The organism is Bacteroidota bacterium (assembly GCA_008933805.1).
In the GTDB taxonomy this organism is placed as follows: Bacteria; Bacteroidota; Bacteroidia; order UBA8524; family UBA8524; genus SB11.
Genome location: WBUH01000003.1, coordinates 140220 through 153725 on the forward strand (window position 1 = coordinate 140220; position 13506 = coordinate 153725).

Genomic DNA, 13506 nt, shown 5'->3' on the forward strand with positions numbered 1-13506 from the left:
AAACTACCTATGAAGGATTATTACAAATACACCGGATACACTTACGTTGAAGAGTTTAAACGCCTAGATTTTATTGTAGGACAAGTGCAAAAAAACGTAACACCTCCTGCCAAAATATTAGATATCGGTTGCGGTAATGGTAACCTATCGATGGTACTTGGCAGTTTGGGATATGAAGTAAAAGGTATTGATGTGGATGATACCTCGATAGAAACTGCTAAAAAAAATAATACGTTTACTAACGTGAGTTTTGATGTAGCCGATGCAAACAAATTCACCATGAATGATGAGTTTGATTTGATTGTGTGTACTGAAGTTTTGGAACACTTAACCGTGCCCGATGAGTTGGTACAATCGGCATACAGGATATTAAAACCGGGCGGTACTATGATTGTTACCGTACCCAACGGTTTTGGCCCCCGCGAAGCCTTGATGACCAAACCCATGCAATGGATGATGCGCAACGGCCACACCGATACATTGCTTAAAATTAAACGCTTTTTTGGCTATAAACATGCTACCCACCAAAGCAGCAACCCCGATTTGACGCACATACAGTTTTTTACCCGCAAATCGTTGTATAAGATGATGCAAAATGCAGGGTTTAAATTTATGGCCTTTGGTAAATCTAATTTCTTAGACCAAGTATTCCCCTTTTCGTTGGTGGCTAAACGTGTAAAAGCCCTACAGAAAATTGACAGTAAAGTGGCCGACATTTTGCCTCCTGCCTGTACCAACGGTTTTTATACCTCGTGGAAAAAGTAGCTGCCCCTTATGACATTGATTGAACTACTGTTTTGGGTGTTTTTTGCCATTGTGTTCTATACCTTTTTCGGGTATGGCATTCTGGTGTTTCTTTTAGTGAAGGTGAAAAATGTACTGTGGCCTAAAAAGAAACAGTTTGATGATACTTTTTTACCCGAAATTACCCTGATAGTACCCAGCTACAACGAGGCCGACTTTATACTGCAAAAGGTTGAAAACAGCAAAAGCCTTGATTACCCTAAGGATAAACTGAAGATAATTTTTGTAACCGACGGCAGCGACGACGGCACTTACGAAAAGATAAAAGACATTGACGGTATTATGGCCATGCACGTGCCCGAACGGGGTGGAAAATCAGGGGCGATGAACCGTGCAATGGGCTTTGTAACTACTGAATATGTGGTATTTTGTGATGCCAATACGATACTGAATAAAGAATCGCTGCGCGAGATTGTGAAGCACTACCAAAACCCAAGAAACGGCGCGGTAGCTTGTGAAAAACGCATCATACAAAAGGATAAGGAAAACGCCAGCAGTGCCGGCGAGGGTTTGTACTGGAAGTACGAATCGTTTTTGAAGAAATACGACAGCGATTTATATACCACAGCAGGTGCAGCAGGTGAGTTGATGAGCTGCCGCACTGCCCTTTACCAACATTTAGAACCCGACACATTACTGGATGATTTTATGCTTACCATGCGCATTGCTGAAAAGGGCTACCGTATTGTGTACGAACCCAAAGCATACGCTATGGAAACGGCTTCAATGTCGGTAAAAGAAGAGTTGAAACGTAAGGTGCGTATTTGTGCAGGCGGTTGGCAAAGCATTATGCGTCTGGGCAATTTGCTCAACCCGTTCTATAATTTTCCCTTGTGGTTTATTTATGTGTCGCGTAAAGTGTTAAGATGGTCGCTTACCCCACTGTGCATGCTGCTATTATTACCGCTAAACATCCTTTTAGCTCTTGATGGTACTATATTTTATATCCTGCTGTTAATAGGCCAAATTGCGTTTTACAGTGCTGCTCTATTGGGCTGGTACTTTGAGAACCGCAAAATAAAGTTCAAAGCGTTTTTTGTGCCCTATTACTTCTTCATCATGAACTACTCAGTGTTTGCGGGTTTTGTTCGCTTTATCCGTAAACGCCAGTCGGTTAGGTGGGAACGTGCAAAAAGGGCTTAAGACACTCTCCTACTCAACGATTTTTAACTTCCCATTTCAATCAGTTTCACTACTGTTTTAAGGTTGCGCGTGGTGGCTGCCACTTTCAGCTTACCCTCAAAAAAGGTATTAGTCAGCTTAGTGTTTCCATACCCGTTTGGGCAATACACGTACACGGCCTTGCCCTCAATAATAAACTCATCGGGCAAATAAGAATATGTGTTGGCAGTAGCTATGTTTTGTGCCAACGGTTCATCACCCAAAAAGGTAATGTGCAGTTTTTCAGTATCTACATCTTCACGTTTAAAAAAGGGATTGGATTCATGCACCTGTTTCATGTAATCAACCGTGCGCACCAACACCGGAACATCGTACCCAAACGTGCTTTTTATCAAGGCGGTTAATTTAGCCGCCTGCTCATTTTCCGAAGTCCCTGAATGTTCAAATACCACATTACCGCTTTGTATGTAAGTAGCTACATTGCTAAAGCCCGCCTTTTCCATAGCTGCTTTCAGTTCCTTCATGGGCATTATATTGTGTCCGCTCACATTTACGCCGCGTAGTATTGCAATGTATTTTTTCATTCTATTGGGTTTGCTCCACAAGTTTATGCTTTCTATAACAAAAAATCCCCGCCTGTTTGGACGGGGATTAAAGCATCACAATAACTGTGTACTTAAATTATAGGTTAGGTTTTAGATACACTTTAAAGATCCTTTTGCTTGAAACTGTTGAATTAGGATCAGAGGTACTTTGAGAGGCCTTCGACTCGATACCGCCATACATGTAGCCCAACATAATACCTTTGCTATCGGTTGATTTTGGCAACTTGGCCATATCAATTGTTTTTTGCCTTCCTTGACTCAAAACAATGCTTACATGGGGTACAAAAATAGCTTCAGAACCCAAGTAGCCGGGCAAAGTAGGGCTTTGCTGAGGATACTCAACGGCTGTGCTGCTTCCGGTACGTACAATGGTAGTAGCATAGTTACTAAACGGCATAGGGTCTTGTGTGTTGTTGCTGTTCACCAAATTACCCTTGTCATCATAATAATACTGGGTGATACCGCCCAATATAGTAGTATAAGTGGTTTTGCTTGCCGCATCATAAAATGCAATATTTGGGGCAGCATATTGGTTAAACTGTTGCAAGAAATTGTTATCGGTAGTAATGGTTGTGGCACCGGTAGTAGCATCCGCCTGTGAAATGTAAATAGGCGTTTGATAATCAATATTTGCTTGCGGAGTAAACACACCACCGTACACAGTAATGTTAGGATTACCGTTTACATCGTAGCTTTCAAGTACCACAAGGTCGCGACGGTGGAACGATGAATCATCCCAAGTACAAGTATCGGCAGCATACCCTGTAATTTTTGGTGTAGTGCCGCTGTTATCAATTTGGAACCTGCGAACCTCATTAGTATAAATCCCTGTAGAATTTGGGTTATAGATTGTGTTAAAGTTTTGGCCGAACACCAAATAATACCAGTTGCCGATTTTGTGCAATTCGCCACCGGTTACCCTTAGCCTATCGTCAGCCGCACTTGAAGTAATGGCTGAAGCCAAAGCGGCTGAGTTTTGGTTTTGGATAGCAGTAATAGCTGCGGGCACATTTATAGCCGTTAAATAGGGGAAAGTTTGGTAGCACGATGCCGGAGGGCTGTCCACATCGCATCCTTTGCCCGAAACTCCATAACCGCCAATGCAATACAGCGTGTTACCTTCATGGTAATACTCCATATTGGTAGCACTCAACCTGTCAAGAAATGCGGCAGGAATTGATAGTGAATCGGTTTTAGACGAATCTAAGTCTACCACATAAAAGTAGGTGTTCCTTCTTTTTGGAGTAAACACAGATGAAGTACCTGAAAAGTTGTGGAAACCGTTGGTACGTCCACCTAAAATCAGTAGTTCGCCTCCGGCTTGTGCCCAAGCAAACGATTGCAAAGCAGGGGCAAAATCGCTGTTTACTTCTTCCAAAGTAACTGTGTAAGGTGCTTTAGTAGCCGTTGCTGCATCATCAACCTTTTGTTCAGCGGGTTTGTTTTTGCAACTGCTAATTGATACTACACCCGCAACAATTGCAAGTAAGTAGTACAAATAATGTTTTTTCATGGTAATTGTTTATAGTTAGTGTATGGTGATTGTGCTTAATGACAGTGATAATTATTGCTATCAGACAGTATTAATAACATGATTTTTAATAGGAACTTCAATCTCAAGCAGGTGCAATATACTTATAGTATGTAAAGTAACAAAAAAAACTTAACCCTATTTACCATTTTTAAATACAGGTTGTTATAACCCACTTATTTAGTAATTAAACGCTTTTTGAAAAAACTTGTAACCAAACGGTTACTTTTATAAATTTGTAACCTAACAGTTACAAATAATATGCGTAGAGACGTTTTCCAGGCAATTGCCGACCCGACAAGGCGACAAATTATCGGGCTGCTGGCAAAAAATCCGATGACCCTTAATACGGTTGCCGAGAAGTTTGAGATTAGCCGGCCGGCAATTTCTAAGCACGTGCGAATACTTACAGAATGTGGTTTGATAACTGTGAAAAAACAGGGCAGGGAACGATTTTGCAGTGCCCGACCTGAAAAGATAAAAGAAGTGGCCGACTGGACCGAACAGTACCGGATTTTTTGGACGGCTAAGCTGGATGCACTTGAAGACTTTTTAAAATCAGAATAGGACATTAATTACTTAATACACACAATGGATACAACACCTTTTGTTATTGAAAGAACATTTGACGCACCGATAAACAAAGTATGGCAAGCCCTTACCGATAGGGAAAAAATGGCTAAATGGTATTTTACCCTTGACAGTTTTGAGGCTGTTGTTGGGTTTGAGTTTAGCTTTAGCGGGGGCAGTGAACAGCAAACCTATTTGCACTTGTGCCAAGTAACTGCTGTTGAGTTTGAGAAAAAACTAAGCTACACATGGCGATACGATGGCTACCCGGGCAATTCGGAAGTGACATTTGAGTTATTTGCCGATGGAGATAAAACCCATTTAAAACTTACACACGAAGGGTTGCACACCTTTGCAGGTAACGGACCTGATTTTGTGAGAGCTTGCTTTGCAGAAGGCTGGACCGAAATTGTAGGCAACCTTTTAAAACGCTACGTTGAGGCAAATTAAGGGTATAAAATAAAAAAGCCTGTTAGCATCCCTGCTCACAGGCTGTGTGGAAATTTAAACTACCCTATTCCACTATTGTTTTGCCAATGAATTCTTTCTATTTAATATGGTGCTAAAATGGGCTTGCGCCGCATTGTAGCATTTAGTTGATAGACTGCTTTTTGTATAAAAACGTTGCCTGACACTAAAGGGTTGGAAAAGGAATTGCCTGTTTTTACATTACTATGACGAAACCTTAGTTAATTAGCCTCTTCCCTATTTATGCACAGATTATTTTACGATTGCAATTTTAACTGTAGTGTTATGAAAATTAACGAAATACAACCCTGCGGGCATCTCGCTTATATTTATTGGAGTCCTGCCACTATTTAGTGTTGCAGCCTCCATTGAATGAACAGTGCGGCCCTGAATATCTGTAATAGTTAACCGGCCACATGACTCACCGGTAAATATTACCTCAAAAATACCGTTGCTTGGGTTGGGATAAACACCCAAAGAGGTTTTTTGAACTTCAGCAACTCCGGTTGTTTGGGTACAGTCGACTACTGAAATAGTGCGCACTAAAACATTTGTGTTTCCCGATGCATCTGTTGCAGTGTATGTAATCGGATATTGACCCACTACAGTAATATCAAAACTACCGGTGCGTGTTAAGTTTACAGTAGGATAATAATTATCGGTGACTGATACTGTAGGTTCTGTAAAGCTAAAATCATTTAAGCAAACTACTATAGTTGCCGGGCCGTTTATAACAGGTGCTATCCTGTCACTTACCAAAACCATGCGGATAGCATTGGCAGTATTACCCAATCCGTCAGTTACAGAATACTTCACTTGATAAACACCGGGTATATCCACCCTCACTCCAATCTGTACCGTAATTAATGAGGTTATATCATTGTTGTTGCCGTCAACCGCTGTTGCTCCCAAATCTGTGTAAGTAGTATTTACATCGTGGGTTAGCGGATTATCCCCTATTATAGTAATTACGGGAGTTGCGAGTAGTGGCATTGATGCCACAAAAAAGAATAACAGACAGCTAAAAATAATTTTGCCCGAAAGGTTTAAAGGTTGTGATAGATTTTTCATACGCTTAACAGAATTTTTTACTTCTTAAATTGGAAAACAAAGTTCCAAAATAAGCTCTAAAAACGCTATTAATTATGGTAATATTAATGCCATAATAATCTGACTATCAAATTACAGGACTCCACCCAACCCTTTGATAAAACTATACGTATTAGGAATTAATTTTATATAAAATGTAATTAATATTGTTGCTGTTGATAATCAAGCACATCTTGAGGAATATCTTTGATATTATCACCGCGCAAGCGGCGGAAACGTTTACGGGCTTCAACGGTATGTAAGCTTCCGGGGTAATCAATCACCAGTTTTTCGTACAATTCTTTGGCCTTCTCTTTATCTCCCAATTGCCTTTCATACAACTCGGCTGCTTCAAAAAGAGCATTATCAGCTAAAATATCGTAGCTAAAGTTGGTGTACACATCGGTATAATAGGCGATAGCCTCTTTGTACATTTTCTTTTTGGCAAACACACGGGCTTTGCTCAACAGCACTTCATCGTTTAGCGAGTGGGTAGGATATTTAATTTTAATACTGTCTAATTTTAGCAAAGCCAAATCGGGGTCATTGCGCAGCAGCAGCAGGTTGGCTTCGGCATACAGCATTAATGCACTGTCATCACCGTCTTCAAACCCGTAATTATCCTGTATCACCATGCTTAATTCTATGGCGTTGTTAGAAATCAAATGGCTGGTTGCCGATTTCAGCACATCCAACTGCGCCTGTGCCCACTCAAACTCGCCTTTATAGAATGACAATCGAGCATTGCGAAATTTAGCTTCTTGCCCCAACGGTTCATCTTTAAAGTCTTTATCTACCTGCCCGTATAGCAACTGTGCTTCCCAAATATCGCCCCATACTAAGTATGCATCGCCAAGCTCCAGCTTGCATTCAGCCGTAAACGATTTATTCATGCGGGGTATTTCAATCGCCCGTTTTAATAACTCAATGGCTTCCTTCGGTCTGTCAAAATAATAATTATACAAGTGCGCCAGTTGACGCATCGCGGGTGCTGAGATATAATTCTCACCAACTTCGGCAATAAACTCTTTGTAGTTCTTTTCAGTTTCGGTGATAAAGGCAGCATCGTACTCCCCTGTTTCGGTTATCTTTTTGTAACTGACCGTAAGCAAGCCGTTGCGGGCATCCAAGTAAAAAATCTTGTCAATACCTAAACCAATAATGTATTTGTAGCAATCCACAGCCACGTCAAGCGCATCGTTGGTAATAGCCAACTCAGCCAGTTCAATCATACGCCTGCCGTCTTCTTTATTACGTTTATCCAACGCCCTGAACTGAAGAAAAGCCCCGTAAAAATCTTTTTGCTGCACCAGCAACCACAATAACATTTCGGTGTACACCCCATCAGGAGCTTTTTGTATGCGGGTGAGAATCTCCTTTTTCAGCAGTTTCCAATCTTCATCGTTGGTGAAACGGTCTAAGAAATTGTTTTGTACTGAGGTAATCTCTTCGGGAAATATTGACAGGTGATTCAGGTATTCAGTAATCATCCGTTCTTTGTTACCGGTCTTCAAATACAACGAGCCTAAATCCAAGGCCATAATGTTGTTGTCGTTATACAGCTTGCGGGCTTTCTCTATTGTTTTTATTGCCCAAGAATAAAGATCGCGTTTCACAAACGCATTAGTAAGTGCTGCTATCTCTTCTTGTGCGGGGGCTTTGCCCATTTTTTTCAAACAGTCTTCGTATTCTTCCTCGGCATCCTTTTGCTCCCCTTTCTTCTCATACACAAAACCTAAATCTACCCTGTAATACGTATTATCGGGAAAACGCTTTTTCTGCTTTTTTACCGTCTTTTCTGCTTTGTCAAACTCTTTCAGTTTAAAATAGCAGGTAAGTAAATTATCGTAATAGTAGGGCGATTGCGTGGTTTTATCCAACAGCTTCTCATACAAAACGGCGGCTTTGTCAAACTCACCGTTGGCAAAGTATTGGGCTGCCAATGCCTCATCGGCATTGTCTTGGGCATATAGGCCGGTACAGCCTAAGGCCAATAGCAGCAAAAAGGATATTTTTTTTAGCAAGTGCATGTATTGCTCAATACTTTTAGTAAACGCAAAGTAAAACCAAGATATTTTAAATTATCGGTTTGTAGTTTAACTGTGTGAAACTTTTGACGAACATTTATTCCAAACACTTCAAACTTTGGGACACAATTTGCAAGTAAGTGCAACGGTGCTTCATCCAAACCGTATAATATCACTATTTTCGCAGGCTAAAACTGTGCCCGTTTGAGCGTTTTAAAGAAATTAGCCGGAGAAACTGCCATCTATGGAATACCCACAATTGCGGGTAGACTGATTAGTTTTTTCTTGGTGCCAATGTACACTAATCTCTTTGGTCCTTCCGAGTACGGGGTTGTAACCAGCATGTTTGCCTATGCCAGTTTTTTTAATGTGTTGTTTACGTACGGTATGGAAACTACGTTTTTCCGCTTTGCCAATGCACACCCCGAAAACGATAAGGTATATTCAACTGCCTATAATTCTATAATTATCAGCACGCTCTTTTTTCTGTTTATTGCTATCCTGTTTAAACAGCCTATTGCCGATTGGATGGAGATAGGTGAACACCCCGAATATTTTTTGTGGTTTGCTATTATTTCAGGCATGGATGCTTTGGTGGCGCTACCGTTTGTGAAGTTGAGGCAAATGGGCAAAGCCAAACGATATGCGTTGGTAAAATCCATCAATATGTTTACCAACATTGGGCTAAACTTTTTCTTTTTGTTATTGTGTCCGTATTTGATAAAAGAAGGTTGGACGTGGATTGAGGTGATTTACAAACCCGAAGTTGGAATAGGGTACATATTTATTTCGAACCTGATTGCCAGCATTATTACTTGGCCGTTGGTGTATCCTGAAAATCTGCAATTTAATTTTGGGTTTGATACCGAGCTTTGGAAACGGATGATAATTTATGCCCTCCCCCTACTATTTGTAGGATTTGCAGGGATGATAAACGAAACACTTGACCGTATTTTGCTGACAAAATTGTTGCCTGAGGACAGAGCTGATTATGAATCAGGCATTTACGGAGCTTGTTATAAACTGAGCATTTTAATGACCATTTTTATACAAGCGTACCGCATGGCAGCAGAACCCTTTTTGTTTGCCCGCTCTAAAGGCGAGGGAGCTGAAACAATGTATGCCAAGCTGATGAATTATTTTGTGATTGTTTGTGCCTTAATCTTCCTGTTGGTATCATTCAATTTACAGCTTTTTGCTGATTTATTTCTTCGTAATAAAGAGTACCACGCGGGACTTCACATTGTGCCTATACTACTGTTGGCCAATATGTTTTTGGGCATTTATTTCAACCTTTCTATCTGGTATAAATTGGCCGATAAAACCCTTATCGGTTCCTACATCGCAGTGGCAGCTGCAGGGCTTACTATTCTACTGAATATCACCCTTATACCCACCATCGGTTACGAAGGTTCTGCGTGGGCTACGCTTATTGCCTATTTATTTATGATGGTGTTGTGCTACACAACGGGCAAAAAATACTTCCCCATCCCCTACCAGCTCACCAAAATATATGCGCTACTACTGTGTATGGCTGTGTTTTACATTTTTCACGAGATACTTAAATATCAATACCAACAAGTAAACATAGTGGTAGGTATTGTGCTAATGCTTGCCTATGCTGCGTTGGCGTTAGGCATTGAACGTTACGGCCTGCTTACTAAAATTGGGTTGAAGGAATAGTACTTCGGCAGGCTCAGGACACTTCGGCAAGCTCAGTATTTTTAGGCAGGCTCAATGTACTTCGATAAACTCAGTAATAACTTTTTTACATAAGTTTGCCTTGATGCTGCTGCAAATCAATAATCTTTCACTGTCGCTCACCACTGATAACGGTATTTTTGATGCCCTTAAAGGCATTAGTCTTGCTGTTGATGCCCAACAATGCACGGCAGTGGTAGGCGAAAGCGGTAGTGGTAAAACGCTTACTTCGCTGGCGGTGATGGGCTTATTGCCCAAGCAAGCAGTGCATACCATCAGCGGCGAATTACTTTTTTCATCGCCCACAAAAGGCACTATTGATTTGCTAAAACTGCAACCGCACGAATGGCGCGAATTGCGAGGCAAAGAAATTGCCATGATTTTTCAGGAGCCGATGACGGCTTTGAACCCTGTTTATACTTGCGGCAAACAACTGTTTGAAAACATAGCTGTAGGTAATAAGCTGGGTAAAAAGGCAATTAAACAAATTGCTTTTGATTTGCTGGACGAGGTAAAACTACACGAACGTGAACGCATATTATCATCGTACCCGCACCAGTTATCGGGCGGACAACGCCAACGGGTGATGATAGCCATGGCATTGGCGCAAAACCCAGCCTTGTTGATAGCCGATGAACCCACAACAGCGTTGGATGTTACGGTGCAAGCATCTATTATCCAACTGCTGAAAGAGCTACAACAAAAACGCGGGTTGGGTATTTTATTCATCTCCCACGATTTGGGATTGGTGAAATCCATTGCCCACCAAGTAACGGTAATGTACAAGGGCAAGGTGATGGAAAATAACTCGGCACAGGAGATTTTTGCCTCACCCCAAAATATTTATACCCAAGCACTGCTAAAATGCAGCCCCGCAGCCAATCCCAACGCAAGCGTACTGCCTGTTTTAAAAGACTTTTTTGATGATACCCCGCAAGGGTTGGTGAAAAAGGAGTTTATAGCTCCCGCACCCGTAACCAAAAAAATGCTATCCAAAGAGCCTGCCATCCGTATTAGTAATTTATGTGTGGAGTATGGTAACGATGGGGGCTTTAGTTTCTTTAAAAAGAAGACCGGCAAAAAGGTGCTGGATAACGTTTCGCTGGAAATATACAAAGGTGAAACGCTAGCCGTTGTGGGTGAAAGCGGTAGCGGAAAAACCACGCTGGGCATGAGCATTTTGCAAACTACCCGCATTACCGCAGGTACTATTGAGTACGATGGTTTAAGTGTATCGCTAAAGAACTATAAAGCCCGCAAAGCATTTAGAAAACATTTTCAGTTGGTGTTTCAAGACCCGTATTCGTCATTAAATCCGCGCATCAGCATTGGGAAACAGATTGAGGAAGCCGTACGGAATTTTAACCCCGATAAAAACAGCCGAACCCGCACTATTGAGTTACTGCAAATGGTGGGCATGGATGAGGCTGCGTATAACAAATATCCGCATGAGTTTTCAGGCGGGCAACGCCAGCGCATTTGCATAGCCCGCGCACTTGCTCCCCAACCGCAGTTTTTGGTGCTTGACGAAGCAGTATCAGCACTGGATGTATCGGTACAGGCGCAAGTTTTGAACCTTTTGAAAAAACTGCAACAAGAACTTGGTCTGACGTATTTTTTTATCACCCACGATTTAAATGTAGCCCGTTTTAGTGCCGACCGCATTGTGGTGGTGCAACACGGCAAACTGGTAGAATTACAAACCACCCAAGAGTTATTCAATTCTCCCCAATCGGATTATACCAAACAATTATTAGGAGCGATGCATTAATGCATACAAATCTTGATTAGTATGGTACTATTTTGATTTTTATTGCCCTTGGTCTGCATTTTGGACGCAAGCAAACATACCTTTACACAAATTTGTTTTACCATTATGGAATCTCACACTAAAACACCCATCACCCGCGCACACGTTAAAGACGGTTTTTCGTACGAAGAATACAGGCTGATGGGTAAGGATTTGTTAAGTCAGAATAAAACCACCGGCCCCGACCAAAGCGAAAAATTCTTAAACTACAGCAAGTTGAATGACCAACGCATGGACAGGCTGGATAAAACGGTGGTGATTAATGATGAATTGAAGGCGTTGATTAAAAACATAAAACGCCCGATGGTGTGGGTAGTACTTACTGAGTTGTGGTGCGGCGATGCGGCACAAAACTTACCTGCCTTTGCTAAAATGGCTGCGGTGAAAAACGGCAGAATATGGTTGTCGTTATCGCTAAGGGATGAAAACCCTGAGTTGATGGACGCCTACCTTACAAATGGCAGCAGGTCGATACCAAAACTAATAGCACTGGACTCAGAAACGATGGAAGAGTTGTTTGTGTGGGGACCACGCCCCAAAAGTGCACAGCAAATAATGCTGGATTACAAAGCAGCAGGCTCACCCGCTGATGTAGATTATAAAAAAGACATACAGGTATGGTACATTAAAAACCATACTGAGGAGCTGCAACAAGAGTTTGCCGCGCTGCTAAAACCTTATACCGAATAATTTGAAATACCCCCTAAGGTACAAAGCCATTTCTAATGCCTTTGCACCTTAAGGTTAACAGGTTTTTAAGAATTTACAGTAATTACTGTTTGCCCATCCATATCACCCCAGTTAACATTTACTATGGGGTGGGTGTAATCTACTTTTTTCATAATAAATACACCATTCAGATTCGCCGATGCCCTAAGCGCGGTAGTGTTTAACGGCCTGCTGATTCGGTAAGCAGCTTTGTGATTCTGAACAAGGTAATTCCAAATAGGGTCGGTTACGGCGTTCTCGGCATTATTACCAAAGTTTATTAAAATAGCTTGGGTGATGCGGGCCTTGTTGTCGCACAACCAATTTCCGGAAATATTCCATTGGTCTTTTAAATACTTTGAGGGTGTACTGTGAATAATGTACACCTCTGTAGGTGTTTTTACCACCATACCGCCGCAAGCAGTATAAGCCCCCCACTGTGTACCGCTGGCCCCATGCGTTTCGGTAGTGACGGGGTCGCTTCCCATTTGGGCGTTTAGTGCCGTGCTGTCGCCGGCCATTTTTTTGTCGTAGCCTGAGCGAAGAGTATCGTCGGCTTCATTAGTAAGCTGATTGGTGTTAGTTCCAATGTACCTGTTAGGCATAATAGTGCAATTAATAGGGATGCAATTTGTTAGCACATCAAAATAAGGCAATACAAATCGCAATATTTCAGGTACTTATACCTGATTTTAAAAACAAGAAAATTGAGACTGTTTAAAGAATACTCTACAGTCTCAATTTATAAATACGCGCTGCACTTACACGGTTTCAAGCACGGTGCGGAAAGCCATTAGCTTTTCGCCGTACTTCTGCATGGTTTTTAATTGCAAAGCCGGAGCATGGTCGCGTTGGTAGGTATTGTAATCCTCCATGTTTTTTGCAAAATATTGTATGCTGTACGTTACACCGCTTTCATCGGGTTGGCGGGTAAGTATCTTGTACATTTTCCAACCGGCAAATTTACCTGTAGCCATTACCTCGGGTATGTGTATTTGTTTCATCCACGAAAACCATTCGGCGTGTACGCTGTCTTCTACGTTTACTGTAACATTATATAGTATCATAACT

The 13506-nt window shown here is 41.6% G+C and carries 13 protein-coding genes; 7 read left to right on the forward strand and 6 right to left on the reverse strand.

The window, feature by feature from the left end; genetic code table 11:
• The first annotated feature begins 9 nt into the window (after window positions 1-9).
• Window positions 10-765 (forward strand): class I SAM-dependent methyltransferase, encoded by a 756-nt coding sequence (locus tag F9K23_04540; protein ID KAB2917656.1) that lies wholly within the window; start codon window positions 10-12, stop codon window positions 763-765.
• An 18-nt stretch (window positions 766-783) separates the two neighbouring features.
• Complete coding sequence (locus F9K23_04545) at window positions 784-1947, forward strand: glycosyltransferase family 2 protein (protein KAB2917768.1); 1164 nt, start codon at window positions 784-786, stop codon at window positions 1945-1947.
• 23 nt (window positions 1948-1970) lie between these two features.
• On the opposite strand, the gene F9K23_04550 is transcribed toward F9K23_04545, so the two are convergent.
• Window positions 1971-2510 (reverse strand): DUF1697 domain-containing protein, encoded by a 540-nt coding sequence (locus tag F9K23_04550; protein KAB2917657.1) that lies wholly within the window; start codon window positions 2508-2510, stop codon window positions 1971-1973.
• A gap of 97 nt (window positions 2511-2607) precedes the next feature.
• Window positions 2608-4044: a hypothetical protein gene (locus F9K23_04555; protein KAB2917658.1), complete on the reverse strand. Its 1437-nt coding sequence runs from the start codon at window positions 4042-4044 to the stop codon at window positions 2608-2610.
• 279 nt (window positions 4045-4323) lie between these two features.
• Here F9K23_04555 and F9K23_04560 point away from each other — a divergent pair, with 279 nt between their 5' ends.
• Both F9K23_04560 and F9K23_04565 read left to right on the forward strand, forming a co-directional pair.
• Entirely contained in the window at window positions 4324-4629 is a 306-nt protein-coding gene (locus F9K23_04560) for a winged helix-turn-helix transcriptional regulator (GenBank protein ID KAB2917659.1), read from the forward strand.
• A gap of 24 nt (window positions 4630-4653) precedes the next feature.
• Window positions 4654-5082: an SRPBCC domain-containing protein gene (locus F9K23_04565; GenBank protein ID KAB2917660.1), complete on the forward strand. Its 429-nt coding sequence runs from the start codon at window positions 4654-4656 to the stop codon at window positions 5080-5082.
• A gap of 270 nt (window positions 5083-5352) precedes the next feature.
• On the opposite strand, the gene F9K23_04570 is transcribed toward F9K23_04565, so the two are convergent.
• Together F9K23_04570 and F9K23_04575 are read right to left on the reverse strand one after the other, a co-directional pair.
• A complete protein-coding gene (locus F9K23_04570) occupies window positions 5353-6171 on the reverse strand; it encodes a DUF5011 domain-containing protein (GenBank protein KAB2917661.1) in 819 nt (272 codons plus the stop codon).
• Between the two features lie 179 nt (window positions 6172-6350).
• Window positions 6351-8219, reverse strand: a complete 1869-nt coding sequence (locus F9K23_04575; protein KAB2917662.1) for a tetratricopeptide repeat protein — start codon at window positions 8217-8219, stop codon at window positions 6351-6353.
• A 201-nt stretch (window positions 8220-8420) separates the two neighbouring features.
• Here F9K23_04575 and F9K23_04580 point away from each other — a divergent pair, with 201 nt between their 5' ends.
• The 3 genes from F9K23_04580 to F9K23_04590 all read left to right on the forward strand — a co-directional run bounded on the left by F9K23_04580 (window position 8421) and on the right by F9K23_04590 (window position 12417).
• Window positions 8421-9899, forward strand: a complete 1479-nt coding sequence (locus F9K23_04580; GenBank protein KAB2917663.1) for an oligosaccharide flippase family protein — start codon at window positions 8421-8423, stop codon at window positions 9897-9899.
• A gap of 103 nt (window positions 9900-10002) precedes the next feature.
• Window positions 10003-11688: an ABC transporter ATP-binding protein gene (locus F9K23_04585; GenBank protein KAB2917664.1), complete on the forward strand. Its 1686-nt coding sequence runs from the start codon at window positions 10003-10005 to the stop codon at window positions 11686-11688.
• 105 nt (window positions 11689-11793) lie between these two features.
• Window positions 11794-12417, forward strand: coding sequence for a thioredoxin family protein (locus F9K23_04590; protein KAB2917665.1), 624 nt, complete (start codon window positions 11794-11796; stop codon window positions 12415-12417).
• 65 nt (window positions 12418-12482) lie between these two features.
• Here the strand turns inward: F9K23_04590 and F9K23_04595 are convergent, their stop codons facing one another.
• Window positions 12483-13040 (reverse strand): hypothetical protein, encoded by a 558-nt coding sequence (locus F9K23_04595; GenBank protein KAB2917666.1) that lies wholly within the window; start codon window positions 13038-13040, stop codon window positions 12483-12485.
• Window positions 13041-13196: 156 nt separating this feature from the next.
• Window positions 13197-13502, reverse strand: coding sequence for a DUF4286 family protein (locus F9K23_04600; protein ID KAB2917667.1), 306 nt, complete (start codon window positions 13500-13502; stop codon window positions 13197-13199).
• Window positions 13503-13506: the final 4 nt, after the last annotated feature.